The organism is Flagellimonas sp. 389 (assembly GCF_018449435.1).
Classification (GTDB): Bacteria; Bacteroidota; Bacteroidia; order Flavobacteriales; family Flavobacteriaceae; genus Flagellimonas.
This window is the reverse complement of sequence record NZ_JAHCMU010000009.1, coordinates 28,216-54,075: the sequence shown is the minus strand read 5'-3', so window position 1 is coordinate 54,075 and position 25,860 is coordinate 28,216. Positions and strand designations below refer to the sequence as shown.

The following is a 25,860-nucleotide window of genomic DNA, read 5'->3' as shown; positions in this document are numbered from 1 at the left end:
TTGCTTTCGTGATTTAAAGTTAATGATTTATCCATAAAATAGGTTTTTTGAATAATTAGTTTAATACGATACCACACCTATAATGGATTGAGGTTTATTTTTACTATCATTTCGTTATTTAGATATTCTTTCCAACAACAGTTTTACAGCGTTTGCTTACTGTCCGGTAACAAAATCGCCATCAATTAGTGCGTAAGAAATAAAATCACGGAAAAAGGAAAAAAGAACTATACCGATAATATAAGTGCTCCACAATTATGACTTGAATTCATACAGGTATGGAACTAATAGAATCTCAAAAGAAAAGAAATGGATCCTCATAAATACTTTTTTTAAAAATTAAAAGAAACCCATTGAACATGTTGTATCGTTCAATGGGTTGCCGCGCTAATCAATCAAATCTTAATTTATCCGAAGGAGTTTTTCTTCGGTATCACCATTTACAAAACCAATCTTAAAAATATACAGTCCTTCTTCCAGTGTTTCCACAGGCACGATGATGCTATCTTTTGCAAATTGATTTGGACCATACGAATAACTTGCTATTACTCTTCCCGTCATATCATAAATCCGAACTTTTATAATTTCTTTTGTAAGCCCAGATTCCCGTTGTAACTCAGAAAAAGAAACCGTTACGTATTCTGATGCTGGGTTGGGATACAATGCAAATAGCCCGTCAGAATCGATGGATTCTATAGGAATCGAAGCTCTTAGTGCCGTACTGCTTGTAGCAGGAAGTATTTCTTCTAACCTGATATCTTCCCACCATACAGAGCCAGTGCCGTTGAAAAGCTGAAGGTTAATCTCCATATTTGCTGTGCCAGTAGGCGGAACAATGTTGTTCAAACCAATGAATTTATAGGTTAGGTCCACACCACCAAAACTGCCAAATTGAGTAGCCTTGGTAATATTCTTTCCATTTCCATCTTGAATGTAACTTCCGTTTTCATCAACAAATTGAACAAAAAATCGAGAGAATCCTTCGGTAAGCGACCTTTTAACTTTTCCTGATAAGTTGTACGTACTACCCTCGTTGATTTTTACCAATTGTCTAGATCCGCTAAAGCCTTTCGAAGAACGGAAAAGTCGCATGATCGGACTTTCGGCGCCCTGTGCATTCACAATATCTGTTTCTACGGTACCGCCATTCGTCCATGGACTTTTTTGACCGCTATTAAAATCACCATTTCTTAGAATACTTGTGGGTTCGCTATTGCTATTGTCCGCCATTTCAATATCATCGAACCATGCAGTTCCTGTAGCTGCCAAAATCTGAGGCGTTACCTCTACCTGTGTACAGCCCTCGGGAGTGGTAAAGCTGGTCGTCATCAATTTATAACTGGGCGAGTTGGCAAAGAAATTAGAGGTAGCCTGTCCAATTTCATTGTTGCCCGCATCCAAAAACTTTATTAAAATCCGGAAAGCGCCCGTTTCAGAAGTCCGTTCTCCTTTAAAATAACCTTGTACCGAGTATTGTCCCAATGGTTGTACAGGTACTGTTTGTACCGCACCAAAAAAGCGTGAACCTTCGGGCGTGTCCTGCGGTAAAAACAAGCGAAGTGCTTTACTGCCCGACCTCGCATTGGTTTGATCATCTACAACCGTTCCTGCATTTGTCCAAGGCGTTTTTGATGGGTCTTCAAAATCCCCATTACTCAAAAGGTTCCCAGGTCCCTGACCGTTCAGCGATAATGTAACCGTTGCTTCTTCGGGGTCATTACTTTCAATAATCAAACTCGCCCTTCTTGAACTGGATTGCGAAGCAGTAAACGTTACTTCCAATGCAGCAGATGCTCCAGGCTCCAATGTATTGCCAGTTTGGTTCTGAAAGGTAAAAAGTTGTGCATCGGGCCCTTCTACCACAATACTGTTGAGCTGTAATAAAGCTGTACCTACATTTGTCACATTTATAGTCTTGGTCTTGGAAGTATTTAAATCAATAAGGCCAAAATCCAAGGAACCGCTCGCTATCAAAGTGTTTGTTCCTGCATCATAAAGGGCTATATCCGGTTCAGGCTGCCCTGAGTCTGGAACTATGACAGCTTCTTCAAAAACAGCCGTAGCAAGCTGACCATTAATGGTACTTGAGCCTGCAAGTCCCAATGATACCTCAAAAGGAAATACAACAATGGTGCTTTCCAGAACTTCAAAAGCTATCCCATCTGTTGAATACGAAGCAGTAAACCTATTCCCAGAGCGGTCGACCTTTAACCATATTGGTGCAGATGCACTTACTGTAGAAATTTGTTCTGTTTCAATGCCACGCATTGTTCTTTGTTGAAGTACCAATGCTGTTGCGTCCGATAATCCCAGAAACAGGTTTTCACTGTCCGCAACATTTGATTTACGCACCATAATTCCAAAAATTCCTGTCTGTGGTACCGTTGATAGTTTTGTGGTAAATTCAAAATCACCTTCCAGTCTTTCATAGATAAATCTAAATTGGTCCGAGGTTCCATTAATTCCAGACCCTGAAGCATCCATGGTAAATGCGCCGTTGGATGAACTTACACTTCCTGGTGGGTTTGCTCCACCTACGTTTCCATTCTTGGCAACAAAAACAGTTCTCCCATCTGCATAACTAGTTTGGCTAGAAGCTTTGGTGTCCAGATTGTTTCCCTCAAAGAATAATTTATGCGTTGCACTATTGGTGATGTACGTACTTCGGATAAAAGCTTCTTTGTTTTTCTTGATGGTAAATGGATAATCAAAACTGTTGTCGACAGATTTTAGAACTACCTGTTTGTTCTCTTCTGATGAGTTCCTTACCCTCCAAATTGTGTAAAGGCTGTTGCCGTTTGTATCTTTGACCCTTCCAAAAGAAGTCAAACGCAATCCGGTATTCTGTTTTCCCGAATCATTGCCGTTATATGGAATGTCCTTGAAACCATCTGCAATCACCGTAACATCCAATCGATTAAAAGCAAAGGCTCGTGATGTTGTTCCCGTTAAGGTAAAACTAAATGGGGACTCATCCGGGTCATTGTTGGCAATGTTCACTGTTGCAGCGCGTGTACCATCACCGGTAGGTTCAAATTTAATGGATAAAATCGTATTTTCCCTATTGGCCAAAGATGTGCTGGGCTGTACCGTAATCTGAAAATCGTTTGCGTTTGCTCCATCAATGGTAATGTTCGAAAGATTGAGATTGCCACCTCCTAAATTTGTGATTTCAAAATCATTTACAACGCCATTGCTCCCCAACCGTAAGGTTCCAAAATCGAATGTACCACCATCTTCCAGGGTTAAATCAACTCCTGCAACCACTTGAATATCGGGTAGGTTAGTAGTCAACAATGTGGTTATGGAATTAGGCGGAAGTTCGATGGTACCATTAGGTAGAATGACTGTTTCCATCGGATCGTTTTTGCTCCCCAGCGTACCGGCGGATTGGTACATGACTTTACCTGAAAACCCCAAATTGGAAATATCCAATGTTTTATTCTCTCCGCTCGCATTGGTAATCCAAAAGTTTTTATTGTTATTGTCCGAAAATGAGAAACCAAATAGCTCTGGAACATTTGTTCCAGCAAGGTTGGAAATTCCAGAAAAAGACAATTCTTGCCGTTGATCCATTCCGGAAGTAGCCAAACTGGCCAAAGAAATTGCACGACCAACGGCATTTATGCCTCCATTATTGGTAGTCATCCCACTGAACTCATGCATCTGTAAAAGTTCTGAGGATGGCAATTCGAGATAACTGGCAATGTTATAATTTACGACCAGTGCATTTTCCCAACTGAACCTATCCTGGTTGACTCCAGCACCGATATTAAAAAAATTGGGCATGTACTCTGTCCACCAAACGTCCCAATTAGCGGCAGTTACCACATTGGCAAAATCGGTATTGATCTTTGCTTGGTCGAATACTGTACGAAAAGAATCTAACATCGTATTCAATTCAGCCTGATTTGTTGCCGTTTGGTTGGGATTTGACTCTATGTACGCATGCATGGTAAGCGCGTCGACCAGATTTCTATCCAATCTAGGAATGACGTAGCCGTTCCAAAAGTCCTTCCGTTTTCCTTCAGAACCTTCTGTGTCGAAGTAGGCCACGGCAGAGAATTTGGCATTCGGAAATTCCTTTTTTATTTCGGTTATAAAGTAATGGCATGCTTCAGGGTAACCGAATCCCGCATTGTCTTCCCTAAAGCCTTGAAAATTCAAGAATTGATATTTTCCAGCACCAAAATATACCTCATTGGACAGTTCTATAAATTTAACGGGCATTCCACTTGCCTCGGCACGCCTCAACATCTCTAAATTACGTTGCAACCTGTCCTCAAAAGCCCGCCACCAATCTGGTTGCAAGGGTTGAAAAGTTTCACTATCCTCTGGGACACTGAATTTCTCGGCATAATAATCTAGACCCGGAGTGGTCATGTTCATAACGTACACGGGCTGAAAATCATTGGCTTCTTGTGCTTTTGAAAAATTTTCGATGGAGTTGATCTTTCCCGTTCCGTTTTCTATAATCGATTTTACAAACCCTATCATTTGTGTGGGGTCTACCCAACCATCCTCACTACCTGAAGTTCCTTTGGCAGGGAAAAAAGTATCGTTTCTGTAATCCCAGTTCTCGGATACCGTTCCGCCAGGAAAGCGTAGGTTCGTCACTCTTGACTCAATCAATGATGATATTCTATTCTCGTTGTTCCAAGGTTCTTCTATAAGGGTAGTGTTGTTATTACATCCTATAATATTAGGATTGTTGGAAATCGTGGTTCCTTCTGTTACCTGTATTTGTGCATGTACAACGAATAAGGAAAGGAAAAAAATCAGTAAAGTAATTTTTGTTTTCATTGTTATGGGGTTTATCAGTTTTTTAACTAATTCTTAACGAAAATCATAAAATGTGTTGAGCTAAAACGATGGATTTGTAAATCAAAAGCTATTATGTAGGTGTAATCTTTTAATTGCGGTAGTAGTTCATTTTCAAGATTCTGAAGTTTTAGCGAACTCGACTTAACTTAAATAACACATTCAACCATGACATATTACAGATTCTTTTTATTGATTATTTTCTTATCCATTTCTGTAAAAATCAATGCACAACAAGAAGTAAAAACTGGCAATCCCATATTAAAAGAGTGGTACGCCGACCCAGAAATCGTAATCTTCGATAATACATACTGGATATTTCCCACTTTTTCGGGAATTGTAAAAAAACAGGATTTTATGGATGCCTTTTCCTCCAAGGATTTGGTCAACTGGAAAAAGCATGAGAACATAGTAACACCCAAGAACGTGGCATGGATAAACAATGAGCTATGGGCACCTTCGGCAATTGAAAAAGATGGAAAATACTTTGTCTTTTTCAGCGCCAACGATATTCAGACTCCCGACAGTCATTGGTGGGATCCGCAAAAACATGATAGTACGGAAGTGGGTGGAATCGGCGTTGCGGTATCCAGAAAACCGCAAGGACCCTATACCGATCATATTGGCAAACCATTGATCGGTAAGGTTTTGAACAAAGCCCAACCGATAGATCAGTTTGTCTTTAAAGCCAAGGATGGGATTTACTATATTGTATATGGTGGTTGGGGCCGATGCAACATTGGAAAGTTAAATGATGATTTTACGGACTTGGTACCGTTTGAAGACGGACAACTTGTAAAGGAGATTACACCAGAAAATTATGTTGAAGGCCCATTAATGTTCTACCGTGAGGAGAAATATTACATGATGTGGTCCGAAGGCAGTTGGGGAAAAGATTCTTACAAAGTAGCCTATGGCGTTGCAGATAGACCGTTCGGTCCGTTTGATAGGATAGCGACTATTTTAGAATCTGACCCTAATATTGCCACAGGCGCTGGACATAATTCGGTACTGCATATGCCAGATACAGATGATTGGTACATTGTTTATCATCGTAGACCCATACCCAACGAACATCGAAACCATAGAGTTGTTTGTATTGATAAAATGGAATTTAACGATGATGGCACTATAAAGCCCATAAAAATGACTTTTGAAGGGGTGGGAGCTGTACCACTTATTTCAAATGGCAAAAAATGAGAGTTCTTAATTTCAATAAATTGCGTCATGGAAGATAGAGTAGCCCACTTCATTTAACAGTAAGCTATCTTTCAATTACGTTGTTATCTTTTCCGAAATAGGGGTAGAAGTCAAATGGAGTTGTCTTCTCTGAAATTTCTACATCTTGGGTTTCCGTGCGCCATTTTCTTAATTGCTTCCTATATGCCTCGACGATTCCATTGTATTTCTGCTGCCCTACCAAATTATTTGTCTGATATTGATCTGAGGGTATATGGTACAGTTCAAATTCCGGTCTTTTGGAAGTCGATAACTGGAAGAAATCTCGATAGATTGCACTTTTTTCCCTTTTTTTTAACATAGCCTGTTTTGAAGGGCTGTCATCTATATCACCAAAACTTTTTAACAATGATTTTCTTAGTGGGTCACCAGCCGGCCATCTATCTGGAAAAAGGTTGTGTACAAAGAGATAGCTACTATCCCTTACAGCTCTTATGGGATAAGATAGATTACTTTTTCTAACGTAAGCATGTCTTTCGCGTTCCAAGAAAACATGATTTTTTGAATAGGATTTTTTCTCTCCCAGAAGTAAGGACAAAAGGCTCTCACCTTGCATACTTTTTGGAACAGTGATTTGTGCAGCTTCTAGGAATGTTGGTGCCAAGTCGATTAGATTGATGAAATTGTCGTTTACTATGCCTTTTTCCAGCTTATTGCCCCAAGAGATAGCCAAAGGCACTCTTGTACCTAAATCATAACAGTTGGCTTTAGCGCGGGGAAAGGGCATTCCATTATCGCTAGTGACCACTATCAACGTATTTTCCAACATACCGGTTCTTTCCAATCTAAACAGAATACGCCCAAGGTCGTAATCCAATCGCTGTATCTCGTAGTAATAGTCCAATAAGTCCGCTTTAATGATGGAATCCTTTGGATAGAAATCAGGAAGTGAGACAGCATCTACATCCATACCTGATTCAATTCCCAAACCTGAAGCATACGGTCTATGGGGGTCTCTGGTACCGAACCAAAAACAAAAGGGTTGGTTACCTTTTAAATTTTTAAAGAAGTGATCAAAATTTGCCTCTTCATGTCCTGAAGGATTTCGAGTATATCCACCAGCCTCATAGTTTCCTGGCCCCCATCCTTTATCTTGAAAACCAACAATGTAGCCAGCCTTTTCCAATAATGTTACATAATTGCGATAGGATTTGGAAAGTGTTCCCCAGAGATTTCCACTCTCTTTCAATGCATGCGGATATCGTCCTGTCAATAGAGCGGCCCTTGATGGTGTACAAGAAGGAGATGCCGCAAAAGCATTGGTGAAAAGAAAACCATTTTTGGCAATCCTATCAAAGTTTGGAGTTTTGATTACCTTGTCACCATATGCACTGGCATGTGGATAAGACCAATCATCAGCCAAAATTAAAAGTATGTTTGGTCTTTTGTAATTGCTTTTGGCCAGCTCTGGTAGCTTTCTCAAACCACTCCATGAATTATAATCTTTAAAAGTCGAATCCTGGGTGAACGACATCATTAAAATTGCTACAATCAAGATATTCAGAAAGCCAACCTTGTCTGATGCTATCGTACTTTTAAAGTAATTAAAGATTCTCATGACATTCTTGCGAATTTTCTCCATTAAAAAATAAGCATTGTATTATATAGGTTGAGTGGTGTTCACTTCGAAGCCTCACAGGAAAAGTATTTTCTATTGCAATACCCGACCCCAAAGTATCTTCATTGTATAGCTTTAATTCTTTTTTGTCCTATTTATCCAAAAAGGAGCCGTTGCGCACCAAATAAGTGTTCCTAAAAACATTAAGTTCTTGTAAAGCTCTAACTCTAAAACTTGCATGAACACCAAAAATGATGGAACTAGCGTTAAAATAAGGCCTACGTACGATATTAGTTTTACTACTTTCATTTTTTTATTTAACGGTTGAAGTCAACTCGATGGTTTCCTTTTTCATCATATAATTTTGTTGTATGAAAGCTAGGAACAGGTAACAAATACCACCTATTATCCATCCCGGTACAGCAACGAAGAAGTAAAAATCAGCATTGGTATATTCGTAGATGAAGTAACTTGCGGCAATTGCAATTACCCATGCACCCAATACCGAAAAATTCACTTTGATATTTTTAAAGGATGCCAGGTTGGATTGCAGACCAATTTTAGGAAATAGAAAAATATCGAGAATGACCACTGCACCTACGGGAGAGGCTAACAGAGCGTACAGACCTAAAAACTGATCCAGTTTACTGATGATAATAGGAGAGCAAGCCAGAATTGTTGCTGTGATTCCAACAATCATCGTAATTTTCCAGCGTTTGAATTTTGGCAATAATGCCTGTATGGCAAGTCCCGCTCTATAAATAGTTGGATTAGCGGTTGTCCAGCCAGCAACGACTACGCAGATTGCCCCCGAAAGCCCAGCACCCATAAACGCTATTTCGCCTGGAGTGGGATTTGAGTTTCCAGCTTGCAATGCCACAGCGCAGAGAATTCCAGAGGCAATCCACGCCATAAAATGGCCTATGAACATTCCAAATGCCGAAGCCAGTCCGTAGTATGATTTTTTTGCATATCTGTAAATCGACATATCCGCAAGACCAATGTGCATGGAACTATTACAGAGCCAGGCAAAAATGAGGACATGCCAAAACGTATATTTGGTCTGTCCTTGGGCGGGAACGCCTGTCCATATTTTTTCACTTCCAATCTCCCAAAAGCTATCCAAAGAATTTATCCCAAGAGAAGGGAGCATGGCAATACCAGCGGCCAAGAAGATTAGCGGCATCCATGGTGCAAAAATATTGGCGAACCTGGACACTCTGTCAAAACCAAAAGTTGCCACGATGGTGATGACCAGGCCAATGAAAGCAATAATCAAGATCCATAAAAAGCTGGTTGGGTATAAATCGGTAAGCCCCGGTCCAGGAATGTTTAGGAGCAAACCAATGGCAGAAGCCGAAACCCCTATCATGGCAGAAGCAGTAACACAGAACAAAAGACCGTTCACCAAATTATAAATGGACACTAAACCAACACCACTTATTTTTTCCAGTTGGTAAAAAATGGTAAGTCTGGTCTTTACGGCGGCAGGAGCACAGATCAATGCCCAACTTAGCGTTGCCAATAAATTACCGATAAACAGCCCTAGAAAAATATCGGCCATTGCAACACCGTGCAATACGAACAAGGGCCCAATAATGAATTCAGTTCCAGCAATGTGTTCGCCAGCAACCATGCCTATAAAGCTCTTGAGTCCCTTGACCGATTTTTTGGGAACAGGTTCCTTTTCGTATTCATCGATTTCGGTCAACTTCTCTTTATACGAAATTGTATTTTCTTTCATACCTGATTTATCCTTTCATGGATTAAACACTGTCTCAAATTCATGTTTTTAAACTGTCTTTCTCTTTCAATTTGGAAAACACAAGGTATTAAGGATAGTTTTTGAGGATATTTCAACTTCAGCAAAAAAGGGACGTAACTAATAGAGCCTTCAAAATTGATGATATGAAACGATATATAAATTTTACAATCCTTATCCTTATAGTTTTATCAAGCAGTTTTTTAGGCGCCCAAATTTCAGAAGAACAATCCGAGGATATTCTTGACTATATAAGAAGAGCTGCAGATGGAGATCATTTGGCTCTTGAAGGTGGACATCTTGCCTTGGATGGTCATGTAATGCCCTATCCTTTTTTTGAAGCACATGAAGTTCTCTACCTCTATCGATTAAGCGAATCGCGGCACAAAACCATCTGGAAAGCAGATAGCCTTCACTTTAAAGAAGGGTGGAATGAAGATTTTCCTTTCAAAGAACCACATAAGGTAAATTCAAAAAAGGTCGGTGCAAACTATATTTCAGGTGGTAGGCATACCTATGAAACCTATTGGTTTACTGTACCTGACCTCCCTAAAAAAATCAATAGTTGGGAAAGGTTTCTTTGTATTAAACCTATGGAAATGGCATTGAGCGGATGGCCTGAAACCGCTATCTATGTAAATGGCAAATCCAAAGCAGCTTTATTGCGAAACCATTTTTATTGGGCCACGGAACAGATTTTTGATGACACCAAACCCAATAAAATCTGCTTAAAGTCCTACGGAGTTTTCGATACCCCTAGAGGGTACAGGGTGATAAGCGTGGTGGAAAGAGACCCTTTAATTGATACCTATTATTGGAAGCTTCGGGTGTTGATAGAGGCCAAATCGATCCTCTCTGAAGAAGAGGTTGGTTATAATGAAATCAAAGCATTAGCTGACTATTCCATGAATGCCTTGGATTTAAACCTGAGCGGAACCAGTCAATTCAGACAAAAACTTGAACAGGTTTTGCCTATAATTTCTGAAAAATACAAGAAGCTGGAATCCCTATCCATTGATCAACCTACTTTAAAAATTTTGGCGCACGGTCATTTGGATACCGCATGGCGATGGACGTTGCAGCATACTGATGAAAAAATTGAACGTTTGGTCAGGAACAATCTCTATTTGATGGATCGTTATCCCGAGTACAAATACGTTTTTACAACACCCTATCATTACGAAAGACTTAGCAGTCTTTATCCCTATTTATTTGAAAAGGTAATGGCAAAGATGAAAGAAGGGCAATGGATCGCCAACGGGAGCACGTATGTGGAGAACGATATGAATTTACCAGGCAACGAAAGTATTGTTCGTCAATTCCTTTATGGTTTGGATTATTACCAGAACAAATTGGATGTTGAAAAAAATGTGCTCTTTTTGCCAGACACCTTCGGTTTCCCTAGATTTTTGCCCCAAATAGCGCAGGGTTTCGGACTAGACCATTTAATTGGGATGCGAACTATTTCACCTGAATTTGAACATACACTTTATCAATGGAAGGGAATCGATGGTTCAAAACTTTTGGTTAACGGATTGAGTACCCCAGCTTGGGAATATCCCTTTGTGGATGCAGTCCATAAATACCGAATAAAAAACCCAGAAACCATTACTACATATAATGCTCCTGAACCTGGTCCCAGAAGACTTAAAGGAACTTGGGAACAGTTCAAGAATAAAGAGGTCACCGATAACCAGCTATTATTGATTGGTTGGGGCGATGGGGGCGGAGGAGGTACCGAAGACCAAATCGAATTGAAGCGCAGCGTAAGTTCCCTACCGTCTTTTCCAAAAACGGAATGGACTACCCTTCATGACTACATGACCGAACAAAAAAAGAATATCGAGAAATTGGCGGTCTTTGACAGACGTATTCTTTCTTCCAGTTGGATTCATCGCACGTTTTTAATGGCAAATGGCATAAAAACCCTAAATAGAAAGGTGGAACAACGATTACGCGAAGCGGAAGCTTTGTCCGCTATGGCGGAACAGTTCGGCAATTCTTATCCAAGGGAAAAAACAAAAAAACTTTGGAAGTCACTTTTGATCAATCACTTTCATGATATTATTACGGGCATGGCAGTACCAGAAGTCCTGATTTCAGCTCGTGACAGTCTTCTTAAGATCGATAATGAGGCTAAAAAAATAAGAGATTCCAAGTTTGATCTACTATCAGAAAAATTGAACATGGAAAAAGATGGTTTTGTGGTTTTTAATCCCTCTGGAATTACTATGAATGGTGTAACCAAAATCCCCAATGTGACAAATACCGATGAATTGGAGTTGCAAGATAGTGCGGGTACGGCTACCGAATACACTGTTGTCGATAATCAAATGTTTATAGCTATCGATAGCCTTGCACCTATGTCCTTTAAAAAATATTATTGGGATGAAGGCAAGAAAACTAAGAAAGAAACTGAACTTAAGGCTACGACCAAATCACTGGAAAATGAACTAGTCAAAATTGTATTCAATTCTAATGGTGAGATCACGAGCTATTTTGATAAAGAAGTTAAAAAGGAGCTTGTTCCGAAAGGGCAGGTTTGGAACAAATTTTATGAAAGAACCCATAAGGAAAATGGTTCGTTGGTACCACGATTAAAAATCTCGGAGAATACCATCGAGACATCTCCTATGAGCGTTACTGTTCAAAACCCAAGGGCTAGCTATTTAACGGCTTCCTTGGACGTGGAAAAAAAGTATAAGAATTCCAATATCCATCAAACTATCCTCTTAAAAAAAGGAAGCAAACAGCTGGATTTTTCAACAACCACCAATTGGCAAGAACCAAATGCATTGGAAGTAGCATTTCCCATGACTTTGAAAACCGATATAGCACATTACGGAATTCAATGGGGTCATGATAAAATTGCTAGAGTTGACCCAAAGAATACCAAATCCATTGATAATACAGTATGCGCATTTCAATGGGCAGATGTGTCCGATGCTGATTATGGAATTGCGCTGTTCGATAACGTTCGCTATGGGTACAATCTTAAAGAGGGCGGAATCGGGCTGATTCTTTCTTACGGGCGTAAACCACACGATTATTCGGAAATAAAAAACCTTAAGTGGGACAATGAAGCATCGGGAGATTTGGATGGGGAAACATTCTCTTATGCCTTATATCCACATCGGGGAAATTTAATAACGGCCAATGTGGTTCAAAAAGCCAAAATGTTCAATACGCCTTTGTTGGCCAAAAGTGTTGAAAAATCGACCCATCCAGAAAAACTGACATCACTTTTAAGAAACCTACCCGACAACATCATATTGCAAACCATCAAAAAAGCAGAGGATGGTAAAGGTCTCATAGCAAGACTCTACGAGACTGAGAAAAAAACTACCACCGCTTCTATGGTACTTTCTGAAAATATTACAACAGTATTTGAAACCGATTTGAGCGAAAAGATACTATTCGAAATTCCAAAAGTATCCGATACGATTCAACTAGAATTCAAACCTTTTGAAATCAAAACGATACGGTTAAAAACCAATAACTAAAATATGACCATGAAAAAAATAGTAGGAGTACTGATACTATCAATTTGCATCACTTCTTGTAAATATAAAAAAAACAATTCCACGGATTCGCCCATTGAAACACAGCGTAAACCAAATATTGTACTGATTGTGGCCGATGACTTGGGATGGTCGGATCTTGGCGTTTACGGAAATACCTATTTTGAGAGCCCAAACTTGGATGAATTGGCCAGAAACGGCATGCGGTTCGATAATGCCTATGCCGGTAGTCATGTCTGTTCCCCTACCAGAGCAAGTCTGTTAACAGGTCGTTACCCAGCTAGGGTAGGGTTGACGAATTATCTTTATGGCACGAAACAAGTTGAGGATTCGCCAGTATTGCCTGCCGAATATGAGAACCATCTACCGTTGGATGAAATCACGATAGCGGAGGAACTTAAAAAAGATGGTTACAAAACGGCGTTAATAGGTAAATGGCACTTGGGAGAGAATACAACTTTTGGAAAATCCGACCCCAAGTTCCAAGGTTTTGACATTACCGAAGGATTTGATTATGAATTGCTGCCCGTAAATGAAACCTATAAATGGTACAAGATTGGTGACAATACCGAAGCTTATGAATTACCGCATATAACAGATGAAATTACGCAGAATTCCATAAAATTTATTGAACAGAACAAGGATACCACTTTTTTTATGACCGTGGCCCATTTCGCCGTTCATCTACCGCTTCAAGGAGATTCCACATTAGTAGCGAAGTATAAAATGAAGGAAAATCCAAGACCAAACGACTTTAATCCTGTGTATGGCGCCATGATAGAACAGATGGATACATCGGTAGGTAAAATTGTAAAAAGCCTTGAGGAAAATGGATTGATGGAAAATACGTTGCTAGTATTTGTTTCGGATAACGGTGGGCTTGCGGTCGGTGAAGCGGGAAGAAAACCTACGGTGAACGATCCGCTGAGGTCTGGAAAAGGAACGATGTACGAAGGCGGTTTGCGGGTACCTATGATTGCTTATTGGAAAGGGAATTGGGAAGGGGGGTACGTTAATTCGTCCGTCATATCGACAATTGATATATTCCCGACGTTCTTGAAACTTGTTCGGGAAGATGAAAATGTACCGCAGACCATTGATGGTGAAAACAAGCTCAAAGCTTTTGAAGCTGGGGAAACCTTGACTAGGGAATCCCTTTATTTTCATTATCCGCATTTTAGCAATCAAGGTGGAAGACCAAAGGCCGCGTTACGACTAGGTGACATGAAACTAATTTTGTCCTTGGAGGACGAAACTACAGAACTATACGACTTGAAAAATGATTTGGGAGAGCAGGAAGATTTAAGTACAGAGTTTCCGGATGTTACTTCCCAAATGAAAGAGAGCATTGTTAAATGGCTAGATGACACCAACGCTCCAATGCCAATCAATAAAATAGGGGATGAAACAAATAAATAGTTATAGTCTATTCGTATTTTTAATCTTGATTTCTGTTGAGGCTCAAAGCATGCAACATACCAACGATTCGGTTGTATTGAAGAACAAAAACCTTCAACTGGTTCAAAGCTTAAGCGGAGGTGCAATCACTTCTTTAAAATTTAAGAACAATCCCGTTAACCCATTTGATTGGTCGCTTGCTGTAGAAAATCAGCCTGAAATAAATAAAAATGGTTTTGATTTTCGAGGACACTTTATAAGCCTCGGAACTTGGGGAATGCCAACGGAGGGCGAGCAAAATGCGGGTATTCGGTTATACGGCGAACCTACAGCACAAATTTGGAAAAGAAATAACCTCGATATTGATAGTCTAGGAAATAAGATATTGAAAACAAGTTTTCAATCAAAGATCGAAGGTCTAAGTCTGGAGAGGAAAATCACATTGTACCATAATGAAGCACTGGTAAAAGTGGGAGAATCGGTTACGAACGATTTGCCCATATCCAGGGTGTATAATTTTTTACAGCACCCTACATTTGGTGGTGAATTTGCTTCCAAAAACTTACGAATCGATACCAATGCTGGAAGAGGATTCTATCAAAAAGGAGCCTATCCCAGAACCTCTTATGACAATTTGGAAGCCGATTCCTTCCATTGGCCCAATGGAATCTTGCCAGATGGTCGAATCGATTTAAGAACTTCTGGCAGTCGGGAAAAGACCTATTTGACGTCCCATATATTTTCTGAATCGGATACTATTGGATGGGCAACCGCCACCAACCCTTATAAAAAACTAATGGTGGGCTATGTTTGGAAAACCGAAGAATATCCTTGGTTGAATGTTTGGCATCAAGCTGTGAGTGGCAAAGTAGCAGGTAGGGCTATCGAATTTGCTACCTGCGGCATGGGGCTTGGCTTTAAGAAGCTGATATCTAAGGATTACGATTATTTTGGAAATCTTTCTTTTGAATTTATAGACGCCGAACAGACTTTGACCAAAACCTACTATATGTTCACCATGGAGGTTCCAGTTGATTTTTTAGAAACAACCAACGTGCTATTGAGCAACGATAAGGTCGTTGTAAAATATCTTGCTAGTAGAGGTGAAGCTGAAAAGACTTTTTTAAAATTGTATTAATTCAATTTCTTTACGGTTTTAAAAAAAGACTGCTCTCAGCGAGAGCAGCCCTTAAACTAAACTTAACTAAAAAAATCATTTGCTTAATACCCAGGATTCTGATTTAAATTAGGGTTGTTCGTTACCTGTGCTGCGGGTATTGGTAACAATTCATTCTTGTTGGCCACAAAACCTGGCATTTCGTCACCCCTTCCCCAACGAAGTAAATCAAAATATCTGTGGAATTCATACATAAATTCCAGTCGTCTTTCTACCACGATTTGCTCAAAAAATTCTTCCTTTGAAAGACCACTTACAACTGGTACGCCTGCACGTTGCCTAACCATATTTATGGCATTATAAGCATCACCGCTAGGTCCGTTGACTTCGTTTTCTGCTTCAGCGAACATCAATAGTACGTCTGAATATCGCATTACTCTATGATTATTGGGATTTTGGTTAAACCCGCCGCGTTCCTCAAATCCACCAGAGTGCTTCCGAATGGCCAATAACTGAAAATCTGGATCGTCAGGATAGGGAACCAATATATTTCTGGCACGCCATTGTTGCGCGGCTACAGGATCTTCTGCTACAGGATCCCATCTTCCCCATGTGTCTCCTGGTTTAGCATAAGTATAAAATCTACGTTCGGCATCTTCCTCGGGATATTGCTCGAAAAATTCTATTGCTTGTTTTGAAGGTACGGAGTTTCTAAAACCGAACGGAAATTGTGCGGTAGGATTAAACCAATTGGCAATCCAATTGGCTTCATTCACGGGAACTGCAAATGCGGTGCCGAAACCGGATTGAAATTGAATCTCAAAAACAGATTCTGCATTGTTCTCACCTGCCAATGTGAAGGTCTCCCCAAAATTTTCGGTCAAAACATATGTTGCGAAATTACCATCTATAATAGATTTAAAGGCATCCCTTGCTTGGGCATACTTTTTTTGATACAAATATGCTTTACCAAGAAAGGCTTGTGCCGCACCAGCGGTTGGACGCCCTATATCTGCATCACTATAGCTATTGGGCAAATTGTCTGCTCCTGCCATGAAGTCACTTTCAATCTGGGCATACACTTCTTCAACACTGTTACGGGTGGGGAAAATAGCTGTTTCATTAGTAATATCACCATCAAATACTTCAGTGATAAGTGGGACACCGCCATATAAGCGAACAAGTTCAAAATAGTAGAATGCCCTTAGAAAACGTGCCTCAGCAATATATTGTTGTTTTAGCTCAGGATTTGAAAACAATACATCGTCCATATCCGTAATTCCAGCAATAGAATTATTAGCCCTTTGAATACCTAGGTAACATGCTCTCCATACACCAGGTATCAAATGTCCTGTACCTGCATTGAATTTAAATCCTGGATAAGCCTGTTCCGCGGGTTGGGTAGTGCCATCTGTCTGTCGTGTGTCACCGGCCATATGACCTATACTTATGTAGTGATATTTGAAATAACCCCCTGAATGGAAAGGGTCATAAGTTGCATTAAGTGCACTTACGGCGTCTTCTTGACTTGCAAAGAAATTACCATCCTCTAACTGTGTAGCCACCAAAGCATCCTCAAGATAGCTATCACCACATCTTGTGAAAAGCAATGCCACGAAAGTGCATATACTTAGTTTTAGAATAGTTGAAACGGCCTTATTATGTTTTCTCATTTTTCTCATTTTTATTTTAAAATCCTAATTGAAGTCCCACAGTTAAAGTTCTTGCTTGGGGGTATGATACGTTGTCAAAGCCAAGTGCATTACTGTTATTGGGATTTGTTATCCCTATCTCTGGATCATAGCCACTGTAATTGGTAATTGTAAAAATATTTTGTCCTGCAAAATAAATTCGGGCATTTGTAAGACCCACACCGATCTGGTCTAGTGTTCCTACAGAAAAGGAATAGCCTACCTGTAGGTTTTTGAGTCTAAGGTATGATCCGTCTTCCACGTAAAATGATGAAGGTTGTGCGAAGAACGTAGCATCGGTTGTTGCTCTTGGCACTGTGTTGGATGGATTTTCAGGTGTCCACGCATTTAAAACGCGTGTAGATAGGTTACCAGAAAGAAAATAAGTATCTGTATTGAATTTAGTATCGTTCCAAATATCATTACCTGCTACACCTTGAAACTGTGCCGAAAGATCAAAGCCCTTGTAACCTAAATTAAGGCTAAAGCCGTATTGTAGATCTTGTGTTGCATCACCTATAAAAGTCTGGTCATCCTCGTTTATAATACCATCTGGAACACCATCGGGCCCACTAACATCTGAAAAACGCAAATCACCCGGTTGGGCCGCAGCTATAGGTGTAGGGCCATTATCAATTTCTTCTTGGGATTGATAAATACCTTCGACTCTGTAACCAAAAAAGGATGAAATAGGCCTGCCTACCTCAACTCTGTTTCTTGGTTGATTTCCATAGAGATTACTAGAATTCCTGCCTATAAAATCCAACCCGTCCGTAAGTTGTGTTACCTCATTGTCCAAAAATGTTGCATTCGCAGAAAATCCGAAGCTGAAATCACCAAACTGATCACGATAGCCAATGGCCAGTTCCAATCCTCTGTTTTCCACTTCACCTGAATTAATGATGATATTGTTAAAACCGGTGGTTTCGGGTAAATCAAAATTGAGAAGTAGATCAATAGAACTCTTCACAAAATAGTCGGCGGTAAGTGTTAATTTATTTTTTGCAAATGCTGCATCAAGACCAATATTCAATTGTTCCTGCTTTTCCCATTGTAAGGCCGAGTTTCCCACTCTACCTGCTCTGGCTGTTCCCAAAACTTCTTCTCCATTGATACCTAAAATATAGCGTATGTTGTTTTGCAGGGTCGATCTTGCCGCATTGGCATTGATACGATCGTTACCTAGAAAACCATAACTGGCCCTAATCTTTAGGTTACTGATAGCTTCGCTATTTCTTAGAAATTTTTCATTGCTAACGACCCATCCAACAGATCCAGAAAAAAAATTGTCAAAATAATTGCCTGCAGAGAATACGGATGAACCATCCCTCCTAAAATTGGCGGTGGCCAAATAGCGGTCATCATAATCATAGATCATCCTTCCGATATAGGAAACAGTACGTACTTCGGAGATGGTACCTGTTGCCGCTCCTAAATTATCATCTACAGAAGCGGTCAAAACTGGAAAACCATCGCTAATGGCTCCGCCCACATTTCTTGCCTCCATGAAACTATTGGTACGCTCTTGGGTAGTGAAGCCAATAAGGGCATCAACAGTATGCTTATTGAAATCCTTTCGATAGTTCAAAGTGTTTTCAACGATAAACGAATTGCCATCTCCCCTGCGCTCTTCAACAAAAGCCCCATCGTCCAATGTTACTACAGAACCTACGCCAGCCCCAGGAATTTGATTGAAGAAAGGGGAATACTCTCGATTTTTGAAGGTATTCAAATCTGCGGAGACACTTATTTTAAACTCAAGACCATCCAGAACTTTATATGCCCCGTAAATGTTGCCCAGTAATCTGTTCACCGTACTTTGGTTCGTGATAAGCGATTGTGCAGCAACAGGATTCAGAATTCTATCATTACCATCATCTTCGACAGGTCCGCCGAAACCACCGACCGTTTCTGGATTGAAAACTTCAACTGTTGGTGGGTTTCTGATTGCCCAATTGAGAACATTGAAACCATTCCCTGAATATTCCCTATCAAATACAGAACGGGAATAGGTAATCGAATTACCAAAAGTGAACTTGCCCAGTTCGGTAGTCGAATTAAAACGCAAGGTAGTTCGTTCCAAACCCGTGTTCAATACAATACCTTCCTCATCATAATGTGCTACAGATGTATAATATCTTGTTTTTTCATTGCCACCAGAAGCGCTTAACTCATAGTTTTGTATGATTCCAGTTCTTAATATGGCATCTTGCCAATCTGTATTGGTGGTTATCGTAGTGCCATCAAGGTTTGGTATTCTAGCTTGTCCAGCATTATCTCTAGCAGTATTGTAAGCTTCTTGATACTGTTGGGAATCTAAAAGGTCAAGTTTGTTCGTTACATTCTGAAAGCCACTAAAAGTATTGAAATTGATGCTAGCTTTACCTGGCTTTCCTTTTTTAGTAGTAACGATGATTACCCCATTGGCTGCCCTTGCACCATAAATCGCCGCTGCAGAAGCATCTTTCAATACATTTATAGATGCGATATCAGCTGGATTTATTGTGGCAAAGGGATCACCGCCACCACCGATACCATTTTCTACTATAGCGCCGTCAATAACATAAAGCGGACTACTGTTACCTGTAATTGTTCCTGCACCTCTTATTTGGATATTGTTCCCTGCGCCCGGTCTACCTGAATTACTCGTAATCTGTAACCCTGCAACTTGCCCTTGCAGTGCGCTTTGAAAATCTGCAACGGGCCTACCTTCTAGAGCTTCGGAGTCTACTGTGGATATAGCAGCAGAAACATTTTGACGTCGCTGTGTTCCATATCCTATGACAACGACTTCGTCCAGTTTTGAAACATCTTCTTGCAATGTAACATTAATGGTTGTCCTACCACTTACATTTTCTTCCTTATTGGAAAATCCAATATATGAAAAGACCAATATAGCGTTATCATTGCTCGGTATAATGGTATAGTTTCCATCAAAGTCTGCTTGGACACCATTGGTGGTGCCCTTTTCAATAATTGTGGCGCCCGACAATGGAACACCACCAGGGTCCGTTACTGTTCCTGTAATTTGTTGGGAATACATAATTGTACTTAGCCCACAAAAAAGTATACAGAAAGCTATTGTTTCTTTTTTCAACAACATTTTCATCATAGTAGCTTAGTTTTTTTGAAGTTAGTTTTTGTTATTTCAGTTTGCTGGTTAGTATTGATAATTCACTTAATTGGAGAATCGTCAATTTAACAAAGCTAAAATTGAATTTATAGAAATCATATCCCTTTTAATTTCCAAATTCACATAAAATAGAAAGATGACATCAATAACGCTTTTTATGGGATGCAAGATTGGTTGCACTTAAAAAAAATCATAGAACCGTTAGTATCGCATCAGTTTTTTTATACTTTTTCAAGGCATTTTTATACTAAGAAGTTTCAAATCCGAAGGAAAAGAATAAAAGGATAAGTTTTATTGTAAAGTCAAAAAATAAAACTCAAAGAACTAAAGGTTTAAATGAAAAAAACATTGGAATATGCCAACTATATAGACAAAATAAGAGGTGGTTGGGTAGGTAAGTGTGCTGGGGGAATTCTTGGTGCTCCAATTGAAGGGTATAAAAAATTTAATTCCATCGAATTAAACGACACGCTTTTTGAAAGCAATTTTGCCAACGATGACCTTGATCTGCAATTATTATGGTTGGATATGGTCCTTAAAAAAGGGGCACAGGTAAGAGAAAGTGATTTTAAGGAGCATTGGATAAATCATGTCGCTTTTCCTTGGAACGAATATGGAATAGCCACAAGGAATATACGTCTTGGTCTGGACAATCCTGATTCTGGTTCGCACAATAACGATTACTGGAAGCATAGCATGGGTTCGCCCATACGCAGTGAGATATGGGGAATGTTATGTGCGGCAAACCCAGAAAAGGCTGCATTTTATGCAAAGATGGACTCAACACTCGACCATGAAGGGTTTTCGGTAGAAGCGGAACAATATCTATCTGCATGTACCGCAATCGCTTTTGTAGAAGATGATATGTTCACTATTTTGACCAGAGCGCTGGAATTTATACCAAAACAAGGACTTTGCGCTCGCTTAATTCGTGCGGTAATCTTTTGGAATCGTGAATACGGTGCCACTATAGCTTCCAAGAAAATAAAGAGTCTATATGGTGATGCCGATTTTACATCGGCACCTATGAATACCGGATTCACCATTCTTTCTTTATTAAATTCTGAAGGAAATTTAGACAACTTGAATACGGCATTGCACTATGGACATGATAGTGATTGTGTCATAGCTACAGCTGGTGCTTTAATGGGTGTTATAACGGGGTTTGAAGCATTACCCGAAACTTGGAAAAACAGGGTGGGGGACGAGATTCTTGTAAGTCCTGAAATAACAGGAATCAATTGTCCCAGCACGATAACCCAACTCACGGGCCTCACCTGTAGTGCAGCAAAGCCTTTTCTTGATTTGAATCCAGATTTTGAAATTTTAGACTTTCCTATTGGCAAATCGACAACCAAAATCCCATTAAAGGAATATGCACTTCATAGTAGCGTTAAGGAATATCCCCGCCTAAGATTACATAAACTGGGATTGTTGACGCTGACCATTGAAAATTTTAAGGACTCGTTACTTTTGCTTGAAATTCATATAAAATCAGAGTTTTTTGAAAATTTTTCTGAGAAAATAACTGTATCAGCTGGTCAAATAGAATGTATAGATGTAAGACTTGTTTGTAAAATTGATGCTTTTCCGACCAAACCAAGCCTTACATATACTATAGAGGTTGATTCAGGAACGGAAAAAAGAATTTTTGAAAAAGGGATGCCCAACTATGGTAAGTGGCTATTGCTAGGACCCTTTATTGAGGATGATTCCAGTTTAATACCTATGGATGAAAAATATCCTGATCACGGTATGAGCTCATTACCTTCGGTAACTTATATGAATCACGATGCCCAACGACCGACTACCGAATTTATAAATCAAGAAGCTATTGATAGTATTTTAGAATCGGACGATTTTAAAAAAGTTCCGTATGGATGTAAGCTTATTTTTCCTAAATCCATGGAAATAGATTTGGGAGATTACTTTTATGGAAAGGGCGAACGGACACTCTATTTGTACACCCAGATTGAATCTTCAGAAAATACGAAAAAATGGCTATGTCTTGGTCATAGTAATTATTGTACCGTATGGCTAAATAGCAAAAAACTTCATGCAACGGGTACGTCCAAGCGAAGATGGCCAGGAACAGAAGCTGTTGAGCTCCAACTAAATAAAGGAACTAATGGGCTATTGCTTCGATTTGATTTTATCAACGATGATTTTTTGGTCAATATAGGCTTAAAAGAGCATAAAGAAAAGCATCCCCATCAATCGCAATGGGATACGGAATTGTTGTTTAACATACAAGATTTGCATCATGATTGACAAAAGTATTTTACACGTTTTTCAAAAAAAAATAATTGAAACTGACTTGAAGATTTTCTTTTTTTGTACTGTTTTCACACTGTTTTATAGCTGTAAATCTGAAACATCGCAAGAAAAAGCTGCCAAAGCAAATATTGGTAAATGGAAACCTATTCAAGAAAATCTCCTTGGGGCAAATGCAAATCTTATCAGTTTTAATGATCCTTGGGCCAATAAAGATTTAATTGGAATCACTAGGCAGACGCAAATAAAAACATTGCGGTATCCTGGTGGTACCATCGGTAATTATTGGGATTGGGATATAGGCGCCATTGATAGAAATGTCCCCGATAGTTTAATGATAAAATGGGTGGTCGAGAACAATCATACGGAGAGCCCCGACCGATACACTATTGAGGGTCTGGCAAAAATGTATCAACAAACAGGGATAGTTCCAGTTTTTATGTTGAATATGCTGAGCAAAGATTTGGAACATAGTGTCAGAAATTTAAAAAAAGCCGAATCTTTAGGAATTCCCATTAAGTATATTGAAATGGGCAACGAACTATATTTCAATATTCCTTTTCCGCTTTTAAGATATCCAACCCCAGAATCTTACGGCGAAACCTGTCAAACTTGGATAGCAACCTTGAAAAAGGAGTTCCCGAAAGCTTCCTTTGCTGTAGTTGGTAGTTACATGACGAGACACCCCCGACAAGTAGATTGGAATAAAAGGGTCTTGGAAAAATGCACTAATGCTGATGCAATTGTACTGCATATGTACTCACCTTCTGGTCTGGACGGACGTTTGGAGCGGAAAAAGATTGCCCCTGGCAAAGAAGGGTTGGGAGCATCCCAAACTGCCACTAGGACAGGCCCAAAAGGGATTGATGAAAGACAACAGTGGGAACTGGAGCTCCTTCAGGACAAACAGGCGTACAGCAATATGTTTACAATCGCTACAAAAAACCTAAAAAAAATAGACGATTTTTATGTGCCCGATGACATGGATCTGTGGATCACTGAATTTAATATCAGGGACGATAATTCTGTCGTGCTACATAGCTGGGCACAAGCTTTGATTTTGTCCAAATACCTTTTTAAATTTCTGGAAACTGAGGTTGAATTGGCCCACATGCACAACCTAACAGGAACACTTTTTGGAATGGTGCATACCGATTCGCTTAACTATCAACATCTAAAATCCAAAAGTGTAAAATCAATACCCTATACGTTATCCGCAGGCGGTATGATAACAAAATTATTTGGTGATGCGATGGAGGATAAGGTAGAGGGAGCTGTTTTGGATTTTGATGCCGTTACCACTATGACCGATGATAGGGGAGAACAATCTAATTCTTTGAAAGGGTATATATTCAGGAAAAATGAAGTAGAAACTGCTATCATCGTAAACTATGATTTTATCGAGCAGAAAGTTGAGTTTGTCTCTAGTCCCGATTCCAAGGGAAGGATGAACATTTATTCTTCCAACCCCTCAGAACCAGTAATAGGCTTGAAAAACATTCTAATGGATACGGTAGATTTTGTAGATACCATCAAATTGCCTCCACATTCCATAGCTGTAATAAAATTTCAATAGTTGACCCAATGAAATATAGACTACGATACACTTCAATAATCTCAACATTTGTGTTAGTTTTTCTGGCATGCAATCCTAAAAATACGAAGACAACTAAAGAAATGGATTCTGTAGAAAATCGCCCCAATATTATTTGGTTGGTGGCAGAGGATCTTAGTCCAAGATTTGCTGCATATGGAGACAGTTTGGCCCATACACCGAATATAGACCAATTGACAAAAAATGGTATTGTGTATGAAAATGCCTTTACAGTTTCTGGTGTGTGCGCTCCCAGTCGCTCTTCGATGATATCGGGCATGTATCCTACAAGCATTGGAACGCAACATATGCGGCAAAAATCCGGGGTCATTGACATCCCTGGTTTTCCCAAGTACAATGCTGTACCGCCACCTGAGGTAAAAGCGTTTCCTGAAATTCTCAGAAAGAATGGATATTGGACCGCTTCCTATAAAAAGTTGGACTATCAGTTTGGGGAGCCATTTACCATTTGGGACGAAGTATCGGCATATCCATCATGGCGAAACAGATCCGAAGCGGATAAGGAACGCCCTTTCTTTATCTACTACACCTTTGAGATTACCCACGAAATCAATATTTGGCCAGATAGTACCAAAAATCGCTTTTTTGATGAGTTTGAAATCAAAAGACCAAATTTGACTCCAGATGTCCGTAAGCGACCAACTTTTAATGAGGAAAATAGCGTGAATCCCGAGGCTGTAGTGGTACCGCCTTTTTTACCCGATACCCATACCAGTCGTAGCCATATAGCACGGTTGTACGATAACGTAAGCAGGATGGATGTTCAAATAGGAGAGGTATTAAATAATTTGAAGGAAGATGGTCTTTTGGAGAATACTATAGTTATGTTCATGAGCGATCATGGAGATTGCCTGCCCAGAAGCAAAAGATGGATTTATGATAGTGGCATAAAGGTTCCTTTGATAGTTCATTACCCTAAAAAGTATCTTCCCAAAAATAGGGAACAACCTTCAAGGGATAAAAATCTGTATAGTTTTGTTGATTTGGCGCCTACCGTACTCGAACTCGCAGGTATCGAAGTTCCACAATGGATTCAGGGCAAGTCCATGGTCACCGAATTGGTGCAGACCCCTAGAAATTATGTGTATGCGGCCCGAGATCGTATGGACAATAGGTACGATATTAGAAGAGCAGTTAGGGATAAAAATTACAAGTACATAAAAAATTTCACTCCGGAAGTACCCTATTCACAAGAGATTACTTTCCTGAACCAGATGCCTTTGATGGTGGAAATCAAACGTATGGAAAAATTGGGTAAGTTAAATCAAGATCAATCCTATTGGTTAAATGAACCAAAACCAAGTGAAGAACTTTATAACTTGAACGAGGACCCATTCGAACTGAAGAATTTGGCTTCAAATCCTAACTATATCAAAGAGCTGGAGCGTTTTGGAAATGCCTTGGAAGATTGGCAAAACACCTATGGGGATTTAAAGGATGTTCCAGAAGTAGAACAGGCTGAGCAAATGTGGCCAGGTGGCGTGCAACCAAAAACCGAAGTAGGAAAGATAATTTTTAAGAATGATAGTATTTTACTGGAATGTGAAACAGATGGAGCAACTATAGCCTACAGGACAAATGATACAAAAAGATGGCTTATTTATGATGGGCCCGTTTCAAAAACAGCTCTTCAAAAAATTGAAATCAAAACGGTGCGCTATGGTTATGAAGAAAGTGAACCAATTTTACATGAGATTCCTTCAAACTAAAGCTCTATCACGAACTCTTTAA

The 25,860-nt window shown here is 39.7% G+C and carries 12 protein-coding genes; 7 read left to right on the top strand and 5 right to left on the bottom strand.

The window, feature by feature from the left end; genetic code table 11:
* Positions 1 to 402: 402 nt before the first annotated feature.
* Positions 403 to 4,803, bottom strand: coding sequence for a choice-of-anchor D domain-containing protein (locus KIM67_RS09235; protein ID WP_213831049.1), 4,401 nt, complete (start codon positions 4,801 to 4,803; stop codon positions 403 to 405).
* Between the two features lie 186 nt (positions 4,804 to 4,989).
* On the opposite strand from KIM67_RS09235, the gene KIM67_RS09230 reads away from it, so the two are divergent.
* Positions 4,990 to 6,021, top strand: a complete 1,032-nt coding sequence (locus tag KIM67_RS09230; RefSeq protein ID WP_213831048.1) for a glycoside hydrolase family 43 protein — start codon at positions 4,990 to 4,992, stop codon at positions 6,019 to 6,021.
* Positions 6,022 to 6,085: 64 nt separating this feature from the next.
* Here the strand turns inward: KIM67_RS09230 and KIM67_RS09225 are convergent, their stop codons facing one another.
* Together KIM67_RS09225 and KIM67_RS09220 are read right to left on the bottom strand one after the other, a co-directional pair.
* Positions 6,086 to 7,642, bottom strand: a complete 1,557-nt coding sequence (locus tag KIM67_RS09225; RefSeq protein ID WP_213831047.1) for a sulfatase — start codon at positions 7,640 to 7,642, stop codon at positions 6,086 to 6,088.
* A 289-nt stretch (positions 7,643 to 7,931) separates the two neighbouring features.
* Complete coding sequence (locus KIM67_RS09220) at positions 7,932 to 9,362, bottom strand: cytosine permease (protein ID WP_213831046.1); 1,431 nt, start codon at positions 9,360 to 9,362, stop codon at positions 7,932 to 7,934.
* Between the two features lie 164 nt (positions 9,363 to 9,526).
* Between KIM67_RS09220 and KIM67_RS09215 the strand changes: the two genes are divergently transcribed.
* The 3 genes from KIM67_RS09215 to KIM67_RS09205 are packed head-to-tail and all read left to right on the top strand — an operon-like array spanning position 9,527 to position 15,437.
* Positions 9,527 to 12,883, top strand: a complete 3,357-nt coding sequence (locus KIM67_RS09215; protein WP_213831045.1) for a glycoside hydrolase family 38 C-terminal domain-containing protein — start codon at positions 9,527 to 9,529, stop codon at positions 12,881 to 12,883.
* A gap of 9 nt (positions 12,884 to 12,892) precedes the next feature.
* Positions 12,893 to 14,320 (top strand): sulfatase, encoded by a 1,428-nt coding sequence (locus tag KIM67_RS09210; protein ID WP_213831044.1) that lies wholly within the window; start codon positions 12,893 to 12,895, stop codon positions 14,318 to 14,320.
* Complete coding sequence (locus KIM67_RS09205; protein WP_213831043.1) at positions 14,304 to 15,437, top strand: hypothetical protein; 1,134 nt, start codon at positions 14,304 to 14,306, stop codon at positions 15,435 to 15,437. The genes KIM67_RS09210 and KIM67_RS09205 overlap by 17 nt, the downstream gene beginning before the upstream one ends.
* 83 nt (positions 15,438 to 15,520) lie before the next feature.
* On the opposite strand, the gene KIM67_RS09200 is transcribed toward KIM67_RS09205, so the two are convergent.
* Both KIM67_RS09200 and KIM67_RS09195 read right to left on the bottom strand, forming a co-directional pair.
* Positions 15,521 to 17,089, bottom strand: coding sequence for a RagB/SusD family nutrient uptake outer membrane protein (locus KIM67_RS09200; RefSeq protein WP_213831042.1), 1,569 nt, complete (start codon positions 17,087 to 17,089; stop codon positions 15,521 to 15,523).
* Positions 17,090 to 17,105: 16 nt separating this feature from the next.
* Complete coding sequence (locus KIM67_RS09195) at positions 17,106 to 20,219, bottom strand: TonB-dependent receptor (RefSeq protein WP_213831041.1); 3,114 nt, start codon at positions 20,217 to 20,219, stop codon at positions 17,106 to 17,108.
* Between the two features lie 357 nt (positions 20,220 to 20,576).
* Between KIM67_RS09195 and KIM67_RS09190 the strand changes: the two genes are divergently transcribed.
* From KIM67_RS09190 to KIM67_RS09180, 3 genes are all read left to right on the top strand, one after another.
* On the top strand, positions 20,577 to 22,511 hold the full coding sequence (locus KIM67_RS09190; RefSeq protein ID WP_213831040.1) for an ADP-ribosylglycohydrolase family protein: 1,935 nt from the start codon (positions 20,577 to 20,579) through the stop codon (positions 22,509 to 22,511).
* Positions 22,504 to 24,090 (top strand): hypothetical protein, encoded by a 1,587-nt coding sequence (locus KIM67_RS09185; RefSeq protein WP_213831039.1) that lies wholly within the window; start codon positions 22,504 to 22,506, stop codon positions 24,088 to 24,090. The genes KIM67_RS09190 and KIM67_RS09185 overlap by 8 nt, the downstream gene beginning before the upstream one ends.
* A gap of 101 nt (positions 24,091 to 24,191) precedes the next feature.
* Positions 24,192 to 25,838: a sulfatase-like hydrolase/transferase gene (locus KIM67_RS09180; protein ID WP_213831038.1), complete on the top strand. Its 1,647-nt coding sequence runs from the start codon at positions 24,192 to 24,194 to the stop codon at positions 25,836 to 25,838.
* Positions 25,839 to 25,860 lie beyond the last annotated feature (22 nt).

Bases quoted from the DNA above. Each gene is read 5' to 3' on its own strand.
- KIM67_RS09235 (WP_213831049.1), bottom strand. From the start codon at position 4,803: ATGAAAACAAAAATTACTTTACTGATTTTTTTCCTTTCCTTATTCGTT.
- KIM67_RS09230 (WP_213831048.1), top strand. From the start codon at position 4,990: ATGACATATTACAGATTCTTTTTATTGATTATTTTCTTATCCATTTCT.
- KIM67_RS09225 (WP_213831047.1), bottom strand. From the start codon at position 7,642: ATGGAGAAAATTCGCAAGAATGTCATGAGAATCTTTAATTACTTTAAA.
- KIM67_RS09220 (WP_213831046.1), bottom strand. From the start codon at position 9,362: ATGAAAGAAAATACAATTTCGTATAAAGAGAAGTTGACCGAAATCGAT.
- KIM67_RS09215 (WP_213831045.1), top strand. From the start codon at position 9,527: ATGAAACGATATATAAATTTTACAATCCTTATCCTTATAGTTTTATCA.
- KIM67_RS09210 (WP_213831044.1), top strand. From the start codon at position 12,893: ATGAAAAAAATAGTAGGAGTACTGATACTATCAATTTGCATCACTTCT.
- KIM67_RS09205 (WP_213831043.1), top strand. From the start codon at position 14,304: ATGAAACAAATAAATAGTTATAGTCTATTCGTATTTTTAATCTTGATT.
- KIM67_RS09200 (WP_213831042.1), bottom strand. From the start codon at position 17,089: ATGAGAAAACATAATAAGGCCGTTTCAACTATTCTAAAACTAAGTATA.
- KIM67_RS09195 (WP_213831041.1), bottom strand. From the start codon at position 20,219: ATGATGAAAATGTTGTTGAAAAAAGAAACAATAGCTTTCTGTATACTT.
- KIM67_RS09190 (WP_213831040.1), top strand. From the start codon at position 20,577: ATGAAAAAAACATTGGAATATGCCAACTATATAGACAAAATAAGAGGT.
- KIM67_RS09185 (WP_213831039.1), top strand. From the start codon at position 22,504: ATGATTGACAAAAGTATTTTACACGTTTTTCAAAAAAAAATAATTGAA.
- KIM67_RS09180 (WP_213831038.1), top strand. From the start codon at position 24,192: ATGGATTCTGTAGAAAATCGCCCCAATATTATTTGGTTGGTGGCAGAG.